The organism is Candidatus Culexmicrobium sp. (assembly GCF_058356305.1).
On record NZ_JBTVBB010000012.1, the window covers coordinates 58,319 to 81,879 of the forward strand.

The 23,561-nt window shown below is 35.4% G+C and carries 26 protein-coding genes; 14 read left to right on the forward strand and 12 right to left on the reverse strand.

From position 1 onward, the window contains the following. Positions 1–152 precede the first annotated feature (152 nt). Genes ACW8TM_RS02645 through ACW8TM_RS02660 form a run of 4 tightly spaced genes read left to right on the forward strand, consistent with a single transcriptional unit; the run spans position 153 to position 4,924 of the window. Positions 153–1,376, forward strand: coding sequence for a BMP family ABC transporter substrate-binding protein (locus ACW8TM_RS02645; RefSeq protein ID WP_491531726.1), 1,224 nt, complete (start codon positions 153–155; stop codon positions 1,374–1,376). Positions 1,377–1,418: 42 nt separating this feature from the next. Next, entirely contained in the window at positions 1,419–2,924 is a 1,506-nt protein-coding gene (locus ACW8TM_RS02650; protein ID WP_491531727.1) for an ABC transporter ATP-binding protein, read from the forward strand. Between the two features lie 3 nt (positions 2,925–2,927). Next, positions 2,928–3,998: an ABC transporter permease gene (locus ACW8TM_RS02655; RefSeq protein ID WP_491531728.1), complete on the forward strand. Its 1,071-nt coding sequence runs from the start codon at positions 2,928–2,930 to the stop codon at positions 3,996–3,998. Then, the gene (locus tag ACW8TM_RS02660) at positions 3,998–4,924 is read left to right on the forward strand and encodes an ABC transporter permease (RefSeq protein ID WP_491531729.1); all 927 of its coding nucleotides are present in this window, start codon (positions 3,998–4,000) and stop codon (positions 4,922–4,924) included. The genes ACW8TM_RS02655 and ACW8TM_RS02660 overlap by 1 nt, the downstream gene beginning before the upstream one ends. Position 4,925: 1 nt before the next feature. Here ACW8TM_RS02660 and ACW8TM_RS02665 read toward each other — a convergent pair whose 3' ends face one another. Continuing rightward, positions 4,926–5,366 (reverse strand): hypothetical protein, encoded by a 441-nt coding sequence (locus ACW8TM_RS02665; protein WP_491531730.1) that lies wholly within the window; start codon positions 5,364–5,366, stop codon positions 4,926–4,928. A gap of 69 nt (positions 5,367–5,435) precedes the next feature. Beyond that, positions 5,436–6,155, reverse strand: coding sequence for a 2-phosphosulfolactate phosphatase (locus tag ACW8TM_RS02670; RefSeq protein ID WP_491531731.1), 720 nt, complete (start codon positions 6,153–6,155; stop codon positions 5,436–5,438). 81 nt (positions 6,156–6,236) lie between these two features. On the opposite strand from ACW8TM_RS02670, the gene ACW8TM_RS02675 reads away from it, so the two are divergent. From ACW8TM_RS02675 to ACW8TM_RS02690, 4 genes are read left to right on the forward strand one after another with little or no spacing between them, the layout of a single operon-like run. Then, a complete protein-coding gene (locus ACW8TM_RS02675; protein WP_491531732.1) occupies positions 6,237–6,737 on the forward strand; it encodes a hypothetical protein in 501 nt (166 codons plus the stop codon). 22 nt (positions 6,738–6,759) lie between these two features. Continuing rightward, complete coding sequence (locus tag ACW8TM_RS02680) at positions 6,760–7,788, forward strand: SPFH domain-containing protein (RefSeq protein WP_491531733.1); 1,029 nt, start codon at positions 6,760–6,762, stop codon at positions 7,786–7,788. An 11-nt stretch (positions 7,789–7,799) separates the two neighbouring features. Beyond that, positions 7,800–8,756, forward strand: coding sequence for a TFIIB-type zinc ribbon-containing protein (locus tag ACW8TM_RS02685; RefSeq protein ID WP_491531734.1), 957 nt, complete (start codon positions 7,800–7,802; stop codon positions 8,754–8,756). Between the two features lies 1 nt (position 8,757). Further along, positions 8,758–9,630: a hypothetical protein gene (locus tag ACW8TM_RS02690; protein WP_491531735.1), complete on the forward strand. Its 873-nt coding sequence runs from the start codon at positions 8,758–8,760 to the stop codon at positions 9,628–9,630. Between the two features lie 39 nt (positions 9,631–9,669). Here ACW8TM_RS02690 and ACW8TM_RS02695 read toward each other — a convergent pair whose 3' ends face one another. The 8 genes from ACW8TM_RS02695 to ACW8TM_RS02730 form a co-directional block, all read right to left on the reverse strand. Further along, positions 9,670–10,308 (reverse strand): hypothetical protein, encoded by a 639-nt coding sequence (locus tag ACW8TM_RS02695; protein WP_491531736.1) that lies wholly within the window; start codon positions 10,306–10,308, stop codon positions 9,670–9,672. A gap of 5 nt (positions 10,309–10,313) precedes the next feature. Next, the gene (locus ACW8TM_RS02700) at positions 10,314–11,171 is read right to left on the reverse strand and encodes a hypothetical protein (RefSeq protein ID WP_491531737.1); all 858 of its coding nucleotides are present in this window, start codon (positions 11,169–11,171) and stop codon (positions 10,314–10,316) included. Next, positions 11,172–11,819 carry a hypothetical protein gene (locus ACW8TM_RS02705; protein WP_491531738.1) on the reverse strand — a complete coding sequence of 216 codons (648 nt, stop codon included), beginning with the start codon at positions 11,817–11,819 and terminating at the stop codon, positions 11,172–11,174. 2 nt (positions 11,820–11,821) lie between these two features. After that, on the reverse strand, positions 11,822–12,640 hold the full coding sequence (locus ACW8TM_RS02710) for a DUF6754 domain-containing protein (protein WP_491531739.1): 819 nt from the start codon (positions 12,638–12,640) through the stop codon (positions 11,822–11,824). Between the two features lie 137 nt (positions 12,641–12,777). Continuing rightward, the gene (locus ACW8TM_RS02715) at positions 12,778–14,052 is read right to left on the reverse strand and encodes an acyl-CoA dehydrogenase family protein (RefSeq protein WP_491531740.1); all 1,275 of its coding nucleotides are present in this window, start codon (positions 14,050–14,052) and stop codon (positions 12,778–12,780) included. Between the two features lie 50 nt (positions 14,053–14,102). Beyond that, the gene (locus ACW8TM_RS02720) at positions 14,103–16,262 is read right to left on the reverse strand and encodes a hypothetical protein (protein ID WP_491531741.1); all 2,160 of its coding nucleotides are present in this window, start codon (positions 16,260–16,262) and stop codon (positions 14,103–14,105) included. Between the two features lies 1 nt (position 16,263). After that, the gene (locus tag ACW8TM_RS02725; RefSeq protein ID WP_491531742.1) at positions 16,264–17,145 is read right to left on the reverse strand and encodes an ABC transporter ATP-binding protein; all 882 of its coding nucleotides are present in this window, start codon (positions 17,143–17,145) and stop codon (positions 16,264–16,266) included. Next, a complete protein-coding gene (locus ACW8TM_RS02730) occupies positions 17,138–18,304 on the reverse strand; it encodes an ABC transporter permease (protein ID WP_491531743.1) in 1,167 nt (388 codons plus the stop codon). The genes ACW8TM_RS02725 and ACW8TM_RS02730 overlap by 8 nt, the downstream gene beginning before the upstream one ends. A 155-nt stretch (positions 18,305–18,459) precedes the next feature. Between ACW8TM_RS02730 and ACW8TM_RS02735 the strand changes: the two genes are divergently transcribed. Together ACW8TM_RS02735 and ACW8TM_RS02740 are read left to right on the forward strand one after the other, a co-directional pair. Then, entirely contained in the window at positions 18,460–18,999 is a 540-nt protein-coding gene (locus ACW8TM_RS02735; RefSeq protein ID WP_491531744.1) for a hypothetical protein, read from the forward strand. Continuing rightward, positions 18,992–19,612 carry a translin family protein gene (locus ACW8TM_RS02740; protein ID WP_491531745.1) on the forward strand — a complete coding sequence of 207 codons (621 nt, stop codon included), beginning with the start codon at positions 18,992–18,994 and terminating at the stop codon, positions 19,610–19,612. The genes ACW8TM_RS02735 and ACW8TM_RS02740 overlap by 8 nt, the downstream gene beginning before the upstream one ends. A 5-nt stretch (positions 19,613–19,617) precedes the next feature. Here ACW8TM_RS02740 and ACW8TM_RS02745 read toward each other — a convergent pair whose 3' ends face one another. Beyond that, positions 19,618–19,992, reverse strand: a complete 375-nt coding sequence (locus ACW8TM_RS02745; protein WP_491531746.1) for a hypothetical protein — start codon at positions 19,990–19,992, stop codon at positions 19,618–19,620. A 108-nt stretch (positions 19,993–20,100) separates the two neighbouring features. Between ACW8TM_RS02745 and ACW8TM_RS02750 the strand changes: the two genes are divergently transcribed. The 4 genes from ACW8TM_RS02750 (at position 20,101) to ACW8TM_RS02765 (ending at position 22,430) form a co-directional block, all read left to right on the forward strand. Beyond that, entirely contained in the window at positions 20,101–21,318 is a 1,218-nt protein-coding gene (locus ACW8TM_RS02750) for a redox-regulated ATPase YchF (RefSeq protein WP_491531747.1), read from the forward strand. A gap of 82 nt (positions 21,319–21,400) precedes the next feature. Continuing rightward, on the forward strand, positions 21,401–21,802 hold the full coding sequence (locus ACW8TM_RS02755) for a hypothetical protein (protein ID WP_491531748.1): 402 nt from the start codon (positions 21,401–21,403) through the stop codon (positions 21,800–21,802). Then, positions 21,799–22,161, forward strand: a complete 363-nt coding sequence (locus ACW8TM_RS02760) for a hypothetical protein (protein ID WP_491531749.1) — start codon at positions 21,799–21,801, stop codon at positions 22,159–22,161. Before ACW8TM_RS02755 ends, ACW8TM_RS02760 begins: the two co-directional genes overlap by 4 nt. Further along, positions 22,158–22,430, forward strand: a complete 273-nt coding sequence (locus tag ACW8TM_RS02765) for a hypothetical protein (protein WP_491531750.1) — start codon at positions 22,158–22,160, stop codon at positions 22,428–22,430. The genes ACW8TM_RS02760 and ACW8TM_RS02765 overlap by 4 nt, the downstream gene beginning before the upstream one ends. A 423-nt stretch (positions 22,431–22,853) precedes the next feature. Here the strand turns inward: ACW8TM_RS02765 and ACW8TM_RS02770 are convergent, their stop codons facing one another. Then, positions 22,854–23,480, reverse strand: coding sequence for a molybdenum cofactor guanylyltransferase (locus ACW8TM_RS02770; RefSeq protein WP_491531751.1), 627 nt, complete (start codon positions 23,478–23,480; stop codon positions 22,854–22,856). Between the last annotated feature and the right edge of the window lie 81 nt (positions 23,481–23,561).

A 23,561-nucleotide genomic window follows, 5' to 3' on the forward strand; every position in this document is an offset into this window, starting at 1 on the left:
TAAATATTTTAATAAATTCTACGGTGTGTGGTTTTACCTTTAATGCTGGATAGTGGGGGATATAAATTTTTTAATCAGTTATGTAAATTTTAAATGGACATGTAAAATAATATTTAAAATGTACTTGTAACAAAGTTTTTCATGGTGACTATATGTCCACAAATAAGTATGCTAGCCTTATAGGGGTAGCTATAGTCTGCCTAATTATTGGAGCAGGACTAACCTATGCTCTAATTCCACCAAAAATAATTGAAAAGGAAGTGGAAGTTGAAGTACCAGTAGAAAGGAAAATAAAGGCGGCATGGATATACGTTGGTCCCATAGGAGATTTAGGTTGGACCCATGCACATGATGTTGGCAGAAGATATGTTGAAAATAAGTTTCCATGGCTAGAAACAACATATATTGAAAGTGTAAGTGCGGGCGAAGTTGAAACATACGTGGACATGCTCGTAGATCAAGGCTATACAGTTATTTTCACTACAAGCTTTGAATTTATGAATCCTACAATTGACTCGGCCAAAAAGTATCCAAACATAATATTCTTCCATTGCTCAGGGTATAGGCGAGCCCCTAACGTGGGTACATACTTCGCAGAATTCTATCAGCTATACTATTTAAATGGATTAATGGCGGGCGCATTAACACAAACAAATAAGGTAGGATATGTAGCAGCACATCCAATACCAGAAGTAATTCGGCATATTAACGCCTTTGCATTAGGAGTGAAGGAAGTTAATCCGAATGCAACAGTCCATGTAGTGTGGATTAACACTTGGTATGATCCCCAATTGGCTAGGCAAGCAGCAGAATCATTAATAGGTGAAGGATGTGATGTATTGGCGTTTACTGAGGATTCTCCGACAGTAGTTGAAGTTGCTCAAGAGTATTATGATACTGGAAAACCAATATATGCTTTCGCCCATTATAGCCCAATGCTTTCCTATGGTCCAGATGTATGTGTTAGTGGACAATTAGTTAAATGGGAGAAGATCTACGAAGACATTCTCGCAAAAATATATGCAGGGGCATATAACACAACAAATCTGGAAAATGTTGATTATTGGTGGATGCTACGTGAAGGAGCAGTTGAACTTGGAGCCGACTTTGGTGTACCTATCAATCCGAAGTTTGAAACAGTACTAAAAGAGAAGAAAATAGATCACCCTGAATTTGGTGAAATAAGTGTTTATGACTTAGTTATGAAGCGATTGCAACAAATGAGTGAACCAACAGTGATATTCGATCCATTTACAGGTCCAATCTACGATCAAGAAGGCAATCTACGAATTCCGCCCGGACAACGTGCAAGCCACGATGAATTATGGACGATGAATTGGTTTGTGGACAACATTGTAGGGAGTATTCCAAAGTAAATTACGCTCCAATCCATATTCTATTTTTAGGAGAACTAGAACATGGGGAAATATATTGTTGAAATGAGAAACATTGTAAAGCGTTTTCCTGAAGTATTGGCAAATGACCATGTAACTTTAAAGGTTAAAGCAGGTGAAGTCCATGCACTTTTAGGTGAAAATGGAGCTGGAAAAACAACTCTCATGAATATTCTTTATGGAATCTACACTGCAGACGAAGGTGAAATATATATTGATGGTAAAAAGGTGAATATATCATCACCAAGAGATGCTATAAGCCTCGGAATAGGTATGGTTCATCAACACTTTATGCTCATAGATACGTTATCAGTGCTTGAAAACATAGCTTTATCACTTGAAATACCATTTTGGAATCCACTTGACAAAGTAAGAGCTAAAGTTGAAAATGTTATGGAAAAGTATGGGTTAAAGGTTGATTTAGATGCTAAAATATGGCAGTTATCTACAGGTGAAAAACAGAGAGTAGAAATAATTAAAATAATTTGTAGAGGTGCTCGGATTTTAATCCTAGATGAACCAACCTCCGTTTTAACCCCTACTGAAACAAAGGAGCTATTCAAATTCTTAAGGAAGATAGCCAGTGAAGGAAAAGCCATAATATTTGTCACCCATAAGTTGAAGGAGGTAATGGAAGTCAGTGATAGAGTAACCGTCTTAAGAAGAGGAAAAGTAGTTGCAACACTAAAGACAAATGAGACAAATGAACGTATGCTGGCAAAAATGATGGTTGGAAGAGATATAATCTTTGAATTAGAGAAGACGCCAAGTCTAATCGGAGACCCAATACTAAAAGTTGAAGGTCTTAGAGTTCTGAATGATAGAGGCGTGCTGGCGGTTAAGGATGTATCGTTTACAGTTTATAGTGGAGAAATCTATGGTATAGCTGGAGTTGCAGGAAATGGTCAAAAAGAACTTGTTGAAGCAATTGTTGGACTTAGAAGAAAAATTTCAGGAAAAATATTCATAAATGGAGTTGAAATAGAAAAATTGAATCCTAGAAATCTAAGTGAAATGAAAATAGCTTTCATACCAGAAGATAGAAGGATGGGATATATTCCAAATATGAGTATAGCTGAAAATTTAATTTTAAGAAATTATAACAAATCTCCATTCTCAAGATGGATGTTTCTAAACTATAACGCAATTAAAAATTATGCTAAGAAATTAATCGATGAATATAACATAATTACACCTAATGAAGAAATAATGGCAAAACTACTTTCAGGCGGTAATCTACAGAGGATGATATTAGCTAGAGAACTTTCAATTGGAAGAAAACTTATAATAGCTGTTCATCCAACCTATGGGTTAGATGTTGGATCAACTGAATATGTTAGGAGACTTCTGTTGAAGCGGAGAAATGAAGGTTCAGGAATACTTCTTATATCTGAAGATCTAGATGAAATATTAGCTCTAAGCGATAGAATTGCAGTTATGTTTGAAGGAGAAATAATTGGCGAAATTAATGCTGAAAAAGTTAGTATTGAGAGATTAGGATTAATGATGACTGGAATTAGGGATGGATAGCTAATGACCATTAAAATTAAATTCGAAAGAAGAATCTCTCCTCCAAAATACCTCTCTATCATTTATATATCTATTTCCATGTTATTTGCCTTTTTTGTAAGCGGATTTATTTTTCAAGTCTATGGAATAAATCCAGTACTGGCATACAATGTAATACTCACTCATGTATATGGCAGTCAATCTGGAATATGTGAGACAATAGTTAAGGCAATCCCACTGATACTATGCGGAGTTGGCTTATCATTAGCATTTAAAGCTGAAATGTGGAATATAGGCGCTGAAGGCCAGTTACTTCTAGGTGCAATAGCAGCCACTGGAATAGCTCTATTCACTCACATACCTGAACCTTTCATAATTCCAGCAATGTTTTTAGGGGGGTTTATTGCTGGAGCTATATGGGCTATAATTCCAGCAGTATTAAAAGTTTTACTCAATGTAAATGAAGTAATTACAACTATGATGATGAATTATATAGCTATTGAACTTGTTAGATATCTAATTTATGGTCCCTGGCGTGGAGCTAAAGAGTGGGGCTATCCAATAACAGATGAAATACCAAGTGCAGCAAAACTCGTAACTATTCCTGGAACAAGGATACACGTACCTACACTCTTAATTGCAATTTCAGTTGCATTTATAGTTTACTTAATTATAATGTACACTACAATAGGATATGAAGTTAGAGTAACTGGAGAAAATCCTGAGGCTGCAAAGTATGCGGGAATAAGTTATTTGAAAATAGCAGTTTTCTCAATGATTATTAGTGGTGGATTAGCTGGAATTGCTGGTGTAGGTGAAATCGCAGGAATACATTATAGATTGAGATATCCCGAGAGTATTTCTATGGGATATGGATTTACATCTATTATTGTAGCTTGGCTCGGTAGACTTAATCCCATTGCAATTATAATCGCCTCTATATTTTTTGGAGGCTTACTTGTTGGTGGCTACGTTATGAAAATAATTTTAGGATTGCCTGTCGCAGTGGTTTATGTCTTTAATGGAATAACCTTAATGTTCATTTTAATAGGCGGCATTTTATCTCAATATAAGTTGAGAATAGGTGTTAAATGATGCAAGAATATATTGAAGCATTGTTACATTCAGCAATAAGAGCAGGCACACCCATATTAATAGCTACATTAGGGGAAATCTATGCTGAGAAATCAGGTGTTATAAATTTAGGAGTCGAAGGTATGATGATTATGGGAGCAGTTACAGGATATATAGTAACATTCACATTTAAGAATCCTTGGCTTGGAATTTTAGTAGCAATGTCAGTTGGCGGATTAATTTCCCTAATACATGCATTCCTCAGCATAACATTAAAGGTTAACCAAGTTGTTTCAGGCCTATCCTTAACCATGCTTGGACTAGGATTAAGTTCAATAATTGGACAGAAATATGTTGGCATATCTCTACCAGTAACTATAATCCCCATTAAAATTCCAATTATAAGTGAAATTCCAATAATTGGTCCATCACTCTTTAAACAAGATCCCTTAGTATACATTTCAATGATACTTGCCGTCATTTTATGGGTAATCCTATTTAAGACAAGTTTTGGGATGAAAATTAGAGCTGTAGGTGAAAATCCAGCAGCAGCCGACTCAGCAGGAATAAATGTGTTTGCGATAAGATATTTATGCGTACTAATTGGTGGAATTCTGTCGGGACTAGCTGGAGCATATCTCTCAGAATCATATACTCCTGCATGGATTGAAAATCTAACTGCAGGCATTGGCTGGATAGTAATTGGATTAACAATTTTTTCATTATGGAATCCACTTAGAGCTATGTGGGGCTCCTACTTCTTTGGAGGAATAAGAGCACTTCAATTTAGACTACAACCTCTAGGAATATCTCCAAATCTTTTGGCAATGCTACCATACGCCTCAACCATAATAGTTTTATCAATTGGAGCAAAGGAAACAATTAGAAAACGTATAGGTGCACCATCAGCCCTGGGGAAACCATATATTAGAGAGGAAAAATACTAGGCTAAAGTCCAAAGAATGGTGAAATCAGCCCAAATTCAAATATGAACAAATAGCCAAAAAGATTTGCCAACATTAAAGTTGCTATTAAATCGCCTCTACTAATACGACCCTTCAAAACAATATAGAAATACATAAAAAACTCAATGAAAACTGATCCACCAATGTACGTTAATGCTATAAAAAGAAGAAAAATATAAGGAGAAGCGTAGTAGATGGTAAAAATAAGCCAAGGTGTCAAATTTATAAAGATGTAGGATAAAAGGATGAAGAAAAGAGAAGAAGAAAGGAAAGTTAATCCACTTCCAATTATAAATTTCAAGTTTCGCACAGGCTTTCCAAATAGTAACAATAAAAACACTAGTTTAACAGCTAACGAGACTATAGAGAGAAGAAAAACACTCTCAAATCTATAAGCAAGAACATAAGGGTATGGATTAAACATAGTTTATTTCTCCGAAACAATTAGCCTTGTAAATATTTATGAATTTACTTAGATAATAAGCTTTCACTTCTAAACTAAAGTTTCAATGACTTCGTCTAAGTGTAGCACTCTAAATCCAGCATTATTTTCCAGCTTTACCGGGACAACATCAATTTTATCAACCTCACCACAATACAATACGTCTTCGAAATGACCTATGCTGATTAAGTATCGACCTGAAGGAGTTAACTGGAGAAAACTTTTAATTATTGCGGATAAAGGTGGCTTTGACATTTCTCCTTTAATTAATCCGAGCAATATTTCAGAGCAGAACAAATCATCTGAGCATGGCATTCCATATCTTCCTGCATAAATAATGCTTATTGGCTTATTATATTTCTCAGATAAACCTATTAGATAAGAGACAGTACTTGAGAGATTTAAAAAACAACTTAGAATAACTATGGGAGCATTTTTAGCTGCATCAACTATAGGTGCACAATTACTACTAGTAAAAATTATGGTTTTATTTGAAACGACATCGCTTGAAAACTCTAGTGGAGAATTGCCTAATTTGAAACCACTAATTTTAATTCCTCCTCTTTCTCCAGCTAATATACAATCTTTATATTTTTCCGATAATTTTAGTGCATCTTCGATTTCCTTTACTACTATAACTTCTTTAGCCCCATTTTTAAGGGCTGTTGAAATGGTGCTTGAAGCACGAAGGACATCAACAACCACAATTATATCCCCTCTAGAGGAGGCTTCTCGGGCGCCTTTTACGCCGAAATCGATATTCACGTCCATATTATCACCTTCAGCGAAAAGTTAATTTTAGGAAGCTTATTAAGTAATTGCCAAGTAGTATTTATAAATGGTGATTGTATAATGTCTAAAAAATTAACTTGGATTGAGAAGTTAGAGACCATTATTCCAGGTTTTAGCGGTTACAAAAAAAGGGAACTTGCAAGAGAGGATGATCGTTTAATTAGAGACTACGTGGTTAAGACGTTAACAGATGCTAAAATTAAAGTTGAAGAAGCAGCTGCATCAATAGTCGAATTTAGTTTTGAAACTGCTAAGCGTCTTAATAATTTGTCTTCAACATTAAGTTATATTGCAGATAAGGTTAAATTTGCTGAATCAGGATATGCACCGCATTACAATATTGTTAAAATTGAATTGAATACGCTTGAAAAATTAAAGGAGATAGATAATGGTCTTATAAGTTCAGCTGAAAAGGTGAAAGAATTAGCTTTTGAAATTGCAAGAATAGTAAATGTAACTGAGATTCCCAAAGAAAAAATAACTCAGATAATCGAAGAGATAGGGAAGATTGAAAAAACATTAGAAGAGCGACTAAAAGTATTAAGAGGATGGAGTGCATAAGTAGAATGGGTAGGTGAAATTAATGATAGATATCATTGGAAAGGGAATTGGTAAAGTGACTAGAAAAGTTACTGGGCTTCAACCTAAGGTTATTGAATGGGTTAATCCTGGAGAAGATGAAATAGTTTGGAAGTATCCGGATGAAGTTATTCCTTGGGGAAGTGTTGTCATAGTAAAGGAGTTTGAGAAGGCAATATTTTATAGGGATGGGAAGGTTTATGGTGTATTGGGTGCTGGAAGACACGTGCTAGATACTCAAAATGTTCCATTTTTAAAGGGCTTAGTTGAAGGATTATATGGAGAAAGTATATTTAAGTCAATGGTTATATACGTTTCATTAAGGAGATTTCAAGGTAAATTCGGGGGAAGAACACAGACGATTGAATTGGCACCTTTACTATTTCATGGAAGCTTTTACTTTAGAATAGAAGATCCGTCAATGTTCGTCAATAAAGTTGTGGGACCTCAAAGTGCCTATACAACAGATGAATTAAATAAATATCTTCGCGGATACTTTAATGAAAAGGTAATGGCCTATTTAAGCAAGCATAGCATACAGGACGTATACGTTAAACAAGCAGAAGTAACTGAAAAAGTAACTATACTTCTCCGTAAGGATTTCAGGGAACTCGGAATAGCCCTTGAGAAAATAGTCTTTGAAGGAGTGGATACTGAAGGAGAATGGAGAGATAGATTATTCTGGATTATGAAGGGAGGAGTCCAAACAGGATATGTACTTCAAATGGAAACAGCTAAGGAAGTTGCAAAAGAATTGGGTAAGAGTCCTGGTGCAGCAATTGGGACGGGTATGGTTATGATACCTCCATTAATTCAGCCACCTCCACCACAACCTCAACCAACTTCAACTGCAGCTCCCACAGCTGCTGTTCCCCCCACATACACTCCAAGATGTCCATATTGTGGTCAGCCAGTACCATCAGGAGCAAAATTCTGTCCATATTGTGGTAAACAAGTAAAATGGTGTTCTAAGGGACATCTTGTACCTTTTGAGGCTAAGTTCTGTTCTATTTGTGGAGAGCCAATAAAATAGGCGAAAAATCTATGGCTGAAAACGTTCAAGCCTATAGATGCGAAAAATGTGGCGGCCCTTTAGAAGTCACACCTGAGTCTATAGTAGTTATCTGTGAATATTGCGGAACGCCTAATTGGATGACCGAAATAAGAGAAGAAGTATGCATAGTTCCCTCTTTAAGCAGAAATGACATTGAGAAAGTATTTAGAAAACGAATTGCCGAGGATTTCGATTTAAGAAGAATTAAGGATAAAATTTCAATTGTGGAAGTGAATGGCGTCTATGTTCCATTTTACTTTATTACTGTTAGAGTTGAAGCTAAATATGAAGGATTCAAAAAGAAAATAGAAAGAGTTGGAACAGGGAAACATGCAAGAACAGTCATTAAACGTGAGAGAGTGAGTGGAACATTAAAATCCACCATAAGAATACCAGTACTTGCAAGGAGAAGTGCGGAGGACTTCTCTATTTTTGAATTAGCAGAACATTTCAGACACTCGAAACCTGAGTTAATTAAAATTGAAGAAGTTGATTGGGAGAAAATAAAGCTTCCAGTTTTAAATGCTGAAATTTCATCTGAAGAAGCAGAGAACATTGCTAGAGATGAAGCTGGAGATAGAATAAGAGAGAGAGCTAAATCAAAAGTTGATGAATTAACTGAATTTCAATGTAGAACTAGAATAGTGGATGTTTCTCCATTGATACTTGTTCCATACTGGTATTTAATTTACAATTATGGAAGGGCTCAATATAAAGCGGCATATGCAGGGTGGAGTTGCCATTTATTAGCTATTCAGGAACCAGTCATGATATATCACCGCGTATTATACTTTATAGGTGTTTTAGCAAGCTGCGCTATAGGGGCGATTGGATTTGCATACTTGAGGGATATAAGGATAGCTTTGGGAGCCTTAATATTTGCATCTGGTTTGAGTTATGCTTTAGGTAGAAAAACTGTCTCTGATGTAAGAGTGGAGAGAGGATAAAATGAAATGTACTCATTGTGGAGCAGAATTTGATGTGCCTAGTGGAGTTACAGTAGCAGTATGTCCTTATTGTGGAACAACCATAAATCTAGAAACAAAAGAGATTGAAGCAGAGCATTATGTATTTCCAGTACTTTATGATACAAGTAGAGCATACAATAAACTTAAAGCCATTGTATCAAGACAATTTGGAGCCCCAGCAGATCTAAGTAAAGCTTCAAGTCTAACTTTTCGCCAATTATATTTCCTTCCACTTTATGTGTTCTTTGTTGAGGGATATGCATTATGTGAAAAATCAGAAGTAATGGAAACGGAAAGTGTTGCAATTCCAGCATTAAAATTCTTACCATTAGAAATACCATCTAAATATCGATTTCCCGTAAGGGGGAGAATATACTTTAAACCATCTCTAATGGAAGCGGGAAAGTATTACTCACCAACTTTGTCTAAAGAAGAAGCTGAAAAAATAGCTAAACAAAGAGTATATTATAGGCTTTTAGGTGAAGTAAAATTAGCTTGTCCAGGTGCACCAATTAAAATTAATTGTGAATATGAAGGATTAGTTCATTACCCTATATGGGAATTAGAATATTCATATCGTAATGAGAAGTTTAAGGGAATTGTAGATGCAGTATGCGGAGAAGTATTTTATGCAGAGTATCCCATGTCTACTTTTCATCGAACTCTTGCACTGGGATTAGCAACTGGAATGATTATAGGGGGATTAATACTAGGCATTAGTGTTGGACTACTTCTAAAAACAGTTATGACAAGTACAATTGGGGGATTAATAACTGGAATTGCAGGTGCCATTCCACCTTTAACTAAATCTGCATTTAGGAAACAAGTATATAGACCAAGAATTCACGAGTAAATAAATTTAAATAAAAAATGAAGTTTAGGGCAATCTGAACTATGGCCATGGAATTATCCTAAATACTTGTAGTAGGTATTGTACTCTTCCTCCAAGCATTGTCATTCTGAATTGAACGGTGTTTCCGAAGTATACTCCCAGTCCTAGCATTAAGATGTACCTTCCAATCTTAGTTGGATAGTAGTACCATCCGGTATGCTCCTTAGTAAATGTAAAGTATGAAGTTATTAATACAAAGCCTAGGCTTGTCCATAGGAAGTTAAACCAGTCCATTGATGCTCCGCCTATTGGAGCTTCAACTGAGGCTAATATCTGTTTGACGATATCTGCACTTAATGCACCTCTAACTGATACTCCGAAGCCAATGCCTACTAGGAAAGACACTGTATATCTACTAATCCACCTATATCTCTTGAAGGGCAGTGTATAGAACATTAATCCTAGAATTACTGGAATTAAGTATCTTATATCTCCTTGTATTAGTGGGGTTAGAATGTTCAATCTAATTAGCCTTATAGCCTGTACTATGGCTACTGAGAATGTTGCAGCAATGTAAGTGTGTTCGGCCCATCTGAAAGCAAGGTTTTCTCTCCATAAAATATAGCTATAGATAAATATTGTTAGAAGGGCTCCCACCCATGCCCCTAAAATTCCTAATGGATCAGTTGGATAAGGCATGTTTTCTACCTCCTCTTCCCCCTCGTAGCAAAATATCCAAGATTTCCAAGAACAATAAAGAATATTGTCAACAGGTGCGATACATTTAATGCATCCATCCTCATTATTGCCTCTCCTGGAGATTTAATTAGGGTTTCATATTCTGCGCCGCCTCTAACACCCTTTAATAGTCCAATGATTTGTCCAGCTTGATAGTATGGTATAAACTCAGAGTAAATCATTGCGATTCCAATTTCTGCTACTGGTGTACCATATCGTGCATTCCATTGTCTAACATAGAACCAGCCATAATCACCAGTATCTCCGGTAATAACTAATGCAATATCCTTTGCACCTGTAACTCTAGCAAGTAGAGGTAATTGAGTAGCTGGAGTACCATACTTATCTGCTTTAATTACAGCATGTAAATCGTCTGCTAAAGCTGCAACTGATGGCTCTCCTCCTGCTATCAATCCCACATACACCCAGTCTTCCCCATACTTATAGTCTCCAGGACCAGCACTTTCCCCAGGTCCTTTTAATTGTGGAACTCTTGACTTAATTGCACTCATTGTCATGTCAACGTCGGTGTAGAATCCCCAGAAAATTAACTTTACACCTCTTGAAACTAGATGCTTCACTACTGCAACCATTCCAGGTAAACATTCAGGCCATGCGCTAACACCATACTGAATTCCAATAACTGCAATATCGTCTGGGCCTAGTGTTTCAATGAAGTTATAAAGTGAATATGTTGTTTCTGATATAGAGACTGGAAGCATTAATGGATGTATGAAGGGTACCGCCAATAGTAAGAATAGTGTCCAGTAGAGAATTCTTCGGTCAATTGCAGCTAATTTAATCCAGAAGCTTTCTTCACCCATTTAGGATCCCTCCCCTCCAATAGCACCAAGATAGCCTTTCTCTATTCCAGCCATTACCTTTAATGCATAAATCATCATTCCCAATGCGGCAGTGACCATGATCGTCCTAATGAAGGGTGCTTGCCCGTGAATTTGTAGCCATTCATTTATAATAGGTATGCTAGGCCATATTACTTCTCCAATAGTGCAATTTCCAAGCATCACAAGTATGCCTGCCACCAATAAAACTGTTGCTTCAAGTGTTCTAGCTCTAAAGGCTCTATAGGCTGCTGAACAAATATAGAAGCCAGTAGTTGCATATAGTGTTGCACCGAGTGGAGTATAGATCCATCTGAACTGCCAATCATAGAAACCAGTTGTTTCACTTATTAAGCCGGCAATTGTAGCTACAGCAGTGAAAAGGAAAAGCCAAGCGCTAAAGGGCCACATACCTGGAGTTCTTCTCTTAATATGGTATAAATGAATTCTTGCGGCAGTTAGAAATCCTATGGCTAAAGCGAAAGTTGCTATTCCTACAGCCCATGTTTGAGCTAGTCTGACGGCTTCCTCCACTTCAGGTATTGCAAAGAAGTATCCTAACCAGGAGATTCCCATTACAAATCCAGCTATGAAAATAAATATTTCAGGTCTTCTCCATGCAGCTGCCATACTTACCACCTCAAGAGATTACTTATAACCTTGATCCCAGCAGACTCTAGAAGTATTCCGAGTAACGTGATTCCTAGCAGTATAAATTTAACCCAATCTTCACTAGCTATGCTGGAGACTTGAATGGGCTCCCTTGAAATATATGCAGCTGCAGCATACAATTCTTCACCGATTAATACATAGTCACTAGTTGCCACAATGAATGGTAGCTGGTGAGTATTTGCGGTTCCAGCAACTAAGAAGGCACCAACGAATTTTGCTGCTTCTCCTATGACCACTGACTCATAATATAGGCCTCCAATATGGAAGCTTGCTGCAGGTCTTTCTCTCTGGAATGTGCCTAGGATCCCAGTTACCATTGGAGATTGACCTGGGAAATAGTTGATTATTTTTGGGTCGAATTTTTCTGGTTTACCTTCTCTTAAATATGCAAGTCGAATGACCTCTTCCGTCAATGGAATAGCGTCGGCTTGCATCATATTCACTATTAGTCTTACATCATATCTTGCGCACAATTGTGCGACATAGCTTAATACTGACGATGAAGCAACAACTTGGGGTCCTTGGTGTGAGGCTAAGCCTCCACCCCAGCCTCCACCTGCACCGTATGTATAGTGAGCTGGCTTACCCATTTCTGCCGCTCTACCAATAGCTTCTTCTATTGCATCAATAGCAGGTAATCTTCTTAAGTAGATTTCTTTACCTGATTTGACCATTTTGTATGCAACATATAGAAGAATGGCGGATAGTACTAGTACAAAGAACTGGAATCCTCTACCCTTTGCTATGAATTCAACATATAGATTCATAGGTGCAATCACACGTATATCCTCCTTTTCAAATATAATTTATTTGAATAGCTTGTTAGACTACTTTTAGGGTTTGAAGCGCTTAAAAGTATTTTGCTCCTCTCTATTTGAAATACAACCCAAAAAGAGAAAAGTATAAAAAGGAAAAATTATCGAGGTCTTACATATTTACTGCCTAACGTGTCTCTAGCAATTATGTACCGCATAATATTTTGAGCCCCCTCTGCGCCAATAACATATGAAAACAAACCTAGCCATGCTCTATATACAGGGCATTCCTTAGTATATGCGAAAGCTCCATGCCATTTCATTACTTCTTCTGCAGTATCCACTGCTGTTTCAGGAGCCCACATTTTAGCTAGTGCCACTGGAACATTAAGGTCTTTAGGATTTAAAGTAGGATCCTTTTCAACATATATCTTGTCAGCTAATCTCGCAGCCCTATAGACAAAGTATCTTGCAGCCTCAAATCTTGCATATAACTCTGCAAACTTGAAGTTAACTCCTTGAAATGAGGATATATATCTTCCTTCAAAAAGTGTTCTCTGCTTAAACCAAGATGCAGCTTGCTCTAGTAACCATCTTGTCGCACCGATACACGCTGCAGCCACAACTATTCTTGCTAGATTAAAGCCCTCCATCACATAATAGAAACCTCGATTCTCTTCCCCTATCAAGTATACTTCATCGACTTCTACATTTTCACAAATAAAACCACCAGTAGTTAAACCATGTCTACCAATGTCGGGATATATAGTGGGGTTAAAACCATCCTTTAAGATGCCATTCTTTCTAGCTAAAAATGCAAAAGCAGATAAACCTCTATGTCCAGCTCCACCTGTTCTAGCTACTAAAAACCATCCTCCACCCCAAGGAAGCTTAGTGACTTCTCCAACTCCACTAATGTAGCATTTCTCTCCATTAACAACGTATTTCCCATGTTTCTTTGTTGCGGTCATTTTAATCCCAGCTATGTCTGAGCCTCCTTGCGGCTCTGTAGTTGCAATACCAAAGAAAGCATTTCCCTTGGCAACTTCAGAGATAATTTCCTCACATACTTCTTCTCTTGCAAACTGTTGTAATGCGAAGGGCCAGCCATTATTTAGTAGAGCATAAACAGCTATTGCAACTGCAGGATCGGCATACGCTATCTCTTCAACTGCAATTACAGCCATGGTGTAGGTTCCACCTTGACCACCATACTTTGGATCACATGGAATAGCAAAGAGGCCTTGTTCACCCATCCTTTTAATTAAATCTAAAGGAATGTTCATTGGATCTTTTTCTGCTCTTTCATCAATATCAATCCACTTGGGAGCTATATGTCGTTGACAAAACTCTCTAACAACATCTCTGAATAATTTTTCTTCTTCATTAAAGCTTATTACTGGATCCTTAGCATAGCTTATAGGAAGTTCAGCCATTTAAACCCCCAATGTAAATCGAAAATATAACATTAAAAAGGATTTTGGATTTATCTAAGCTTTATTTTCCTAAAAATCACTATCACTCCAACTATAATTATCAAAATAAGCGCTATACCTTGAATATATGGGGTGTAGTGTAACTCGGTTGTAGGTGGAGTTGGTGGAGGAAGAGTAACGTTAACAGCCTTAAATTCCTTTGCTAAAGTTGGCTGATAAACAGCAATAAATGAATAAATCTGATACTTGGTTATTCTGGATGAAATCAATCTAATCCTAACATTTGGACTTAACTCTTTAAGGTTAATTTCTTTATTATAGAAGCTGTAGACTGTTTGATTGATAATGTTTGGTGCTAGTATTATCACATTTCTGGCATCAGCATAGATTAATTGTGACTTGAAATTAGTCATATTTACTACAGTAACTCCCTCAATTATTATCAACCGAACATCTTCAACATCATCTAGATCTAATCTGAGAGGATTTAAACTAAGAATCGATGGCTTTAACTCAACAGGATTAATTGAAGCTGAAATTGAATTTAGCATTTCTCTATATGTCTTTAATGCGTTATATTGTCTTTCTAGTCCCTCATGAATTCTTATTAGATCATCAAGCTTTGACTTCAATTCTAGTGAAGCATTCAGAGTTGTGTTGGCCATATAACTTGATGCATTAGCAGCATAAGCTAATCCCTCACTCATTTCAGCATTTCCTTCAGCGATTCTTACGATAGCGTTTCCAACCTCAATCATAGCAGAGGGTATACCTTCAAGGCGGATTAATGTTTCAAGCATGACTTCAATTGCTTCTAAAATTGCACTTTGAGTTTCAGTTATTTGTGGTTCGAGAAAAGCAATAGAATCTTGTAACATTTCAATTAACTGTAATGTTGACTCTAAAGCCTCCATTATACTAGTAATTATCTGATATGCTTGATCGATATTTTCAATTGCATTTAATATTAATTGTCTTTGATTTGGATTCTGCGTTTGATTTAATAACTCAGTTAGAGTATCATTTACTTCTACAAGTAAATTAGCAACACTTTCAAGCTGATATATTGTGTTCTGGATATCATTATGAAGAGATTCTAAGGTTTGATTTAATTCTTGAGTAATCCCGCTAGCATTAATCATAGATATTTCCCAATAAGCTCTTCTAAGGAGAGGTTCAATCTCTTTTAATGAAGAGATATAGTAGGAGGCTAATTGTCCCTGCGATATCATTTCATTCCCAATAGCATACAAAGCTTGGCTTGATTCATTAGCACCAATAGCCATCATACTTAATTTCTCAGACATATTTAGAAGCCCATCGCTAAGATTCTTATATAAAGTGTAGGTGGAATTCACCGCAGAGATCATTGAAGATAAAGATGATAGCTGGGATTCTATCATCTTAAAAACATCTTCTGGACAGGCAGCAGCTTGAATGGTTATTGACTCTACAGGAATCGTACCCCAAACTGTCGTGTCGATGACTCTTGCATTCACAACGATGCTTGACGTATTTTCAAATAACAAGTTCCAACTATACTCAATATAATCCCCGCTTGCTGAAGAGGCATTTGATTCAGGAGTAACTTCAATGGTCTCTAAATATCTAGTATCAATTTTAAATGAAAGTGTGCAGTATATGGGAGGTTTAACTATTCGGTCGACACCTACTTCCTGTAAATTATTAGTTAGAGTAATATTCCAAGTGATTTCTGAGCCTACACCAGCAACAACATAAGTTATACCCATAAATTCAGCAAGCTCAGCATCAGTTTTATTCACAAGTATTTTCTCACTAACTAATAACGGGGAACTTAGAGCATTAGCAGAATACTTTATATATGTAGTACCTGGGTTGATGGAAATTCTCCATCCAATTATGGTTATTGGCCCGATTGTTTCAAGGAAATAATATCTTGGAGTACCAGGCAGTAGCTGAATAGTAGACGAGTTAATATTTAAAGCGAAATCAAGAATTTCAATGTTTACAGATTCATATCCATCATTATCAATTTCTAAGATTGAAGTATAACTTAAACGCGTTATATTAAGTATAGGATCATATTCAATTGTATAATATGCAGTTTTATTTACATCAATGTTATCCTCGAGTTGATAGGCATTTAAAACTATAGAATATTTAACTGAGAATAATTGAAGAAGAATCAAGAATAATAGTGACATAGTCGACTTGAACTTCAAATTCAATTTACAATCCCCTCAACTTTTCTTCTGTTAAGGAAATTTTTTCTTCAATTTCATCAATAACTCTTGAATCAACATTCCTCCTCTTAGCTGATGTAAGTTCAATTTTAAGTAGATCAACTTGTGCTTTTAACCTCATCTTAACTTCATCCTTCGATAATTGAAGTGTGTCAAGTCTTATTAGCGTTTTAGGAGATTCCATTATTTTTCCATCTCGAATATATATTATACGTGAACCCATCTCTGCCACTTCAGGATTGTGTGTTACAATAATAAAGGTCTGATCATAGAATTGATTTAACCATTTAACAGTGTCTAGAACTCTAGCCGAAGAGTAGACATCTAAATTACCCGTAGGTTCATCCATTAGAACATATTTTGGATTATTAGCTAACGCTCTTGCAATGGCAACCTTTTGCTGCTGACCTCCACTAAGCTTCCTGGGTGTATTCATCCATCTCTCCTTTTCTAGCCCAACAACTGTTAAGAGAAGTTGAGCACGCCTTAAAGCTTCTTGCTTAGTGTATTTTTCAGCTAGTAACATGGGGAACACTACGTTTTCAATAGCAGTTAATGTGGGGATTAAATTGAAAAATTGAAAAACAAATCCAATTTTCTCTCTTCTAAACCTTGCAAGCTGATTCTCATTAAAATCGGTTATATCAATTCCATCAATTATGACTCTCCCACTTGTAGGTTTATCTAATGTACCAATTATTTGCAATAATGTCGTTTTACCTGAACCAGATGGCCCCATAATAATAAGCAATTCTCCTTCCATTACCTGGAGATTTACACCTTTGAGTGCGTGAACTTGAATTTCCTTTGTTAAAGTGTAAATCTTTCTTACATTTTCCAGTTTGATTATAACTTCATTTTTACTCATATCTTAAAGCCTCCACAGGTCTTATATTTGCAGCCTTCCAACTTGGAAGAAACGCTGAAACAGCACTTACAATTAATGCTAAAATTACCCCTTCAATTGCAATATCAGTAGAGACTACGAAGGGTATTTGTAAAGGTACTTTAATTATTCTAGGCAAATAATACTCGATTATGCCATATGCACCAATAAAACCTGAGGTCACACCTATAATACCACCCAAAATTCCCATAACTATTGCCTGACCAATAAATATTGTAAAGACATGCCATCTTTCAGCACCAATAGCCTTTATAATTCCAATTTCACGCGTTTTCTCTCTTACAGTCATAGTCATGGTATTAATAATGCCAAGTGCCGCAACAATTAAGCTTAAAGAAGCAATAGCTAAGAGAACCGCATTTATAGTGTTAATTATCGAGCTAACAGTCCGTAGAATATCCTCCTGTGTTATAACTTCAATAACTGGATAATATTCTCTTATATTTTCAACCACAGAATTAATAAGTGTGGGACTGGAAACTCTGATAACTATCATTGACACTGATCCACGTAAATTTAATAATTGTTGTGCTTGAGCTAAGCTTACCACTACAACTGGCATTCTACCTGCAAGAGCCATTTGGAGAAGACTTCCCTGCGAAACAATTCCAACCAGTGTGAAAATCTTAGGAGTTGGAGAAGAAGAGGTAGTTATAGTAACTTTATCTCCTACACCTATCTTCAACTTTTTAGCTGTATCAGTTGTAATAAGTGCTTCAAATGCAAAGTCAGATGCAATATTTCTACCAGCAGTTATAGGTGCGTACACTGAAATTCTATGTGGAGGAACACCGAAAATTATAGTTGGATTACCGTTAGTTGAGCCAACACCCAAAACTAGTGGAATAGTTTCATTTACACCAGGTATTTGACTGACAACAAATGCGACATACATTGGTATTGGACCTTGCTCTCTATCTCTAAGGAGAATAGATGAACCCAGAAGTTCCGTTACTTCACGTTCAATTTGAACCTTCATACCAGTGCCAATAGTCATAAGAGAGGTCATAGCAGCGATACCTACAACAATGCCCAGAATAGTGAATGCAGTACGCGTCTTCCTGGAAGTTAGATCCTTCAAAGCATAAATTAGGCATACTTTAAATTCGGTAGATCTCATATTCATCGTTGAGAATATATAACTGTCAGATATATAAACTAGAAGTTATATATGAGTAGAAGCGTATTTATCAGCCACTTGAAATAATATTTAAAGCGATAAAGATAAACATTAGTTAGCCAATTAAATATTAAGACTAATTTGGAAGTATATGCATGAAAAGTTTAGCTAAAATTGAAAAAATCATCAAGAATGCAAAGACAGTCTATATCTTCGGAGTCAATTTTAATGATGAACCATTCATAGTATTATATTCAAAAATAAAGTTTAATGTAAATAAACCTGTGGAAGCCTATGCAAGAGTTGAGGTATTTGTCCCAATTGCAGTAATGTCAATTAAAATCCGTCAATATAAAAAGCATTCAAATCTGAAGATTTTAATCCCACCTTTAGATAAGCAATTAAGAAATCTTGTTAATGCAATAGTAAAAAAGAAAGTAATATTATTAAGTCTCATGGAAATTGAAGACTTTAAAGAACTTTACTGGAAAGTCATGGAAGGTAAAGCCATATCTGACAGAGAATATAATGCAATTACATTTGAAATACCAATTGAAAATGCAGAAATTCTTGCATCACTTATAACTTCAATACCATTTCTAGATGAAAGAAAAGTTAAAAAAATAGTAGGGATTATCGAGGAAAGACAGGATGAAGAAATAAATCGGATATGTCTAGGTGGATTACATGAGTAATATAGAGCAACTTACAGAAGAAATAGAAAGTATTGCTAGGAGGCTTAGTGAAAAATACAAAGTAAAGGAAAACATACAATTGCTTTCAAAAGAAGCACAAAGATTATGTGGAGAAGCTATTTCTCTAGTGCACAGAAAGAAGTTTAATGAAGCATTAAAGAAACTTAAATTAGCAGAAGAGGTCTTCAATAAAGTTCGAAGTCAAACTCAAATGGATCCAGGCTTAATTAAAAATACGTTAACAGCATTTCAAGAGTATGTAGAGGCAATGGCATTAACTCAAATAGTAATGAGAGATAGAATTCCATTAATAACTGAACTTAGAGTTCCAGAACAATCATATGCTCTGGGACTAGCTGACTTAATAGGTGAGTTGAGAAGAAGGGCAATTGACTTATTAAAAGATGATTTAATTATTGAAGCTGAAAAAACCTTAGAATTGATGGAGAGAATACATATTCTACTTCAACAACTTGAATATCCAAGAACCCTAGTTCCAGGTTTAAGAGGAAAATTAGATGTCATGAGGAGGTTAATTGAGGATACGAGGAGAATCATCGTATACTCTATTATAAGTATTAAATTGAGAAAATCTCTAGAAAAAGGGAAATAAGTAGACTATTCTTTTTCAGGAAAAATAATGTTACTTATACCACTTCCAATAATTCCCAAAACTGCTCCAAAACCACCTAAAAGAATTCCTATCACATTTAACCCAATACCTATCATTGGAAGTAACATTACTGGAATAGGTAGAGCCTCACTAGCAAATCCAATAAAAAGCAGTAGGGAACTTATACCAGACACTGTGATTACATGTGAAAAGAAACCTGCAAAGGCACCACCTATTGTAGATTTAGCTACAGCTCCAGCTAGTAATGGAGGTATGATAATAGCTAAAAATTCAAATTCCTCCGGGTATTTTACCTGAGAGAAAATAAGGGCTGATAGTACCCCTACACCAATTCCAATTAATGTCCTTTTAATTCCCATCCATTACCACTATCAATCCCTATAAACAAATATGATATTTAATTCTTACCTCCAGACACCATATAACTTAAAATTTATGGACATACAAAGTAAAATAAGGAGATTGAATTGATTAGAATAGGATTAATAGGCAAAACGAATACTGGAAAAACAACATTTTTTAATGCTGCAACACTTCTGAGCGCTGAAATTTCAACATATCCCTTCACAACAAAACAGCCTAATATAGGTGTTGCATATGTTCAAACCTTATGCGTATGCAAAGAATTTAGAGTAAAAGACAATCCTAAAAATTCTGTCTGTATAAATGGATGGAGATTTCTCCCTATAGAACTAATAGACTTACCAGGATTAATTAAGGGAGCATACCTTGGAAGAGGTCTTGGAAATCAATTTTTAACTGTAGCAATGCAAGCTGATGCATTGTTACATGTAGTCGATGTCTCCGGAAGTATAGATGCAGAAGGAAGAATATGTGAACCGGGACTGGGAAATCCAATAGCAGACTTCTATGAGGTTGAATATGAACTAGTTCAATGGTATAAGAGAATTCTAAAAACAAATAGCAATAAGATTGAAAGGATGACAAAAAGCGGTAGATATGATATTGTCGAAGCATTATATTCAACTCTTTCAGGAATGAAGGTAACTAAGAATCACATAATCGAGTCACTTCAAGCAAGTGGAATAGAAAATAAACCTATTGGAAGCTGGAGTGAACAAGATTATGAAAAAATGGCCTTAGAATTAAGGGTAAGATCAAAGCCAACATTGATAGTAGCAAATAAAATGGATCTAGGGCCAGCTGAAGAAAACTTTGAAAAATTAATCGAAGAATTCGGAAGACAATTTGTTGTTCCATGCTCAGCAGAAGCTGAATTAGCATTAAGAAGAGCTGAAAAAACAGGCTTAATAGAATATACTCCAGGAACAGAAATATTCAAAGTAATTAACGAAGAAAAATTAACTCCTAAACAAAAGTGGGCTCTAGAATATGTCCAGAAAAGGGTCATGGGAAGAATTTTCAGAACAGGAGTCCAACAAGCATTAAACACAGCCGTATTCAAACTATTGGAAATGAGCGTTATATATCCAGTTGAAGACCCAATAAAACTATCAGATAAACATGGAAACATTCTACCAGATGCATTTCTAATGCCACCAAAATCAACAGTGTTAGACCTAGCAAGAGAAATACACAGCGACCTAGCAAAGGGCTTCATATACGCAATAGACGTGAGATCAGGAATAAGACTTCCAAAAGACTATGTCCTAAGAGATAGAGATGTAATAAGCATAGTATCAGCAACAAGAAAAAGAAGATAATTAATGTCCCTTTATTAAGCAATTTCTTAATCTAATTTTAACGAAAAGTTTAAATATATATAAAAATAACATGAGAAATATTATGAAGAATGAAAACAATATATCAACAACATTAAAGTTATTATACCCTGGCTTCTTCACATTTATGATAGCATTCGCTTTAAGTTACAATTATTTCATGCAAATTAAATCACCAGAAAAAAGTAATGAAGAAGATAATCGAATTTTAATAACAAGTCAATGGCTTCCAGGCAAATTATTAGATTTAAATAACGCGGTAACCTTCATAATGGAGAAAGGTCTTGAATTCAAGCCACCAACATACCTTCCTAAAAATTATGAGTTAAGATATATCATTCAATTTGGGCCTCGACAAATATACTTCTTATATTCAGACTCAAAAATTGGAGTTATGGACACTGATGATGAAAGCTATAAAAAAGTTGCATTGACATGCCTTCAGAAGAAGGGCCTAAGCTCATGATATATATTACTTTCGGCAAGCTTGGAGAAGGATATACATACGGTTTTAATGCTCAATTTAATGGAAATTTAGATAAATTCAGACGAAATGTTGACAAATATATTGACTGGAAAATTGGTTTTGATAACAGTAGGATAAAGAAGGAAGGATGGAAGGGAATTAAAATAGAAAAGAGAATAATTAACAATTGGCCAGTATACTCTTGGCATTACAGTAATGTAACCAATCCTCAAGGATATACTTATGAACTTCCAAGCTTCATTCTAATAATTACACCTAAGGTAGAGATTAAATTGAAGGGCTTAATGTTGCTTGACGAGTTATGTAGAATAGCTGAGACCTTAAGGTGGGGAATTTGAAAAAGCATTTAGCTCTATTATTATCTTTGACAATTTGTTTACTATGGTCTATTAGCTTTAAAGTCTATGCAAATAGTCCACATGACGACTTTGATGACACTTACTCATTTGATAAGAATAATAAAGGCGTGTTTGGAAAAGGAGCAGTGTATGGTGTTTCAATAGAGGTTGGACAAGTTATTTGGTCGCACATTTGTGTCTTTAAGGAAAGCGACCAATCTATTGAGGTTGGATTACGTAGAAAGAGGGTTAGATCAATTTACCTATGAAAATAAGTTTTACTATTCTGTAGCTGATGAAGTTTTAAAACTATATATTTTGGTTCAGCCGGTATTGGGAAATTTTATTATTTTACAATAAAGAATTCAGCGACAAATACACATTATTGGTATGTTTCAGTAAATTCATATAAATATGAAGAATGGTTATCTTGGACTTCAAGTGAGAAAGCTTATTCTCAAGTTAAATTTAATAAAAATGCTACGTCACCATCAGGTACATACGTATTTGAATGGAAAGATCTCATGCATAATGTTAACTATTATTGGGGTTATTTTAAGAACTCTGTTGTGTCTAATTATATGGGATATAACGTAAAGATCTTTAGAATAAGCGACACACATTATGAGTGTAAAGTAAAGAATTAAATTCCTAATTTAAAGTGATCATATTAAGAATTATCTCAAAATTATTTAAATTAAAATTAATTTTTTCGCTTTTATTAAATCTTTTTTAGAATTGATGTTGAAAAATATTGGGCTGTTGGCTAGCTCTTCCAAGTATTCAGCTGATACATATTTTACGGAGATTCGATTTAATACACCTCTCAGAGAAAGATTATTGTTCATCAAGGTCTTTTTAATAGCATTAAGGGTTGGGTTGACTCTGTAAATTGAGTATAATGGTTCTATGAAGCCATTTCTCCATAATGGTACTATGGCGTCATAATGGTCAATTTTCTCTGCCATCCATCTAATTGTTTTAGTTGAAATGAACGGTAAGTCGCACCCAGTAATGAAAGTTAAATCTTTGCTACATTGTAATAAAGCTGATTTAACACCACCTAGTATGCCTGGAATGTCAGGGTCATCTATTGCAAAAACAATTTTCTCCGTGAAACTATAGGATGAAAGAATATTCTTAATGGCTTTTTCCTGATAATTTGATCTAATTGAAATAATAATTCTAGATGAAATTCTATAGAGCTTCTCAATTACATGTAGAATTAAAGGTTTATTCCCCAATTTTACCATAAATTTTTGTTTCCCAAATCTTTTTGATTCCCCACCTGCTAGTACTATGGAATCCATAAATGACATACATTAAAGGTTTAGAGAGTAAATTGAAATAAGCATTATTCTCAATTGTGATTAGATGGAGAATTTTAAATGGTTAGTTAT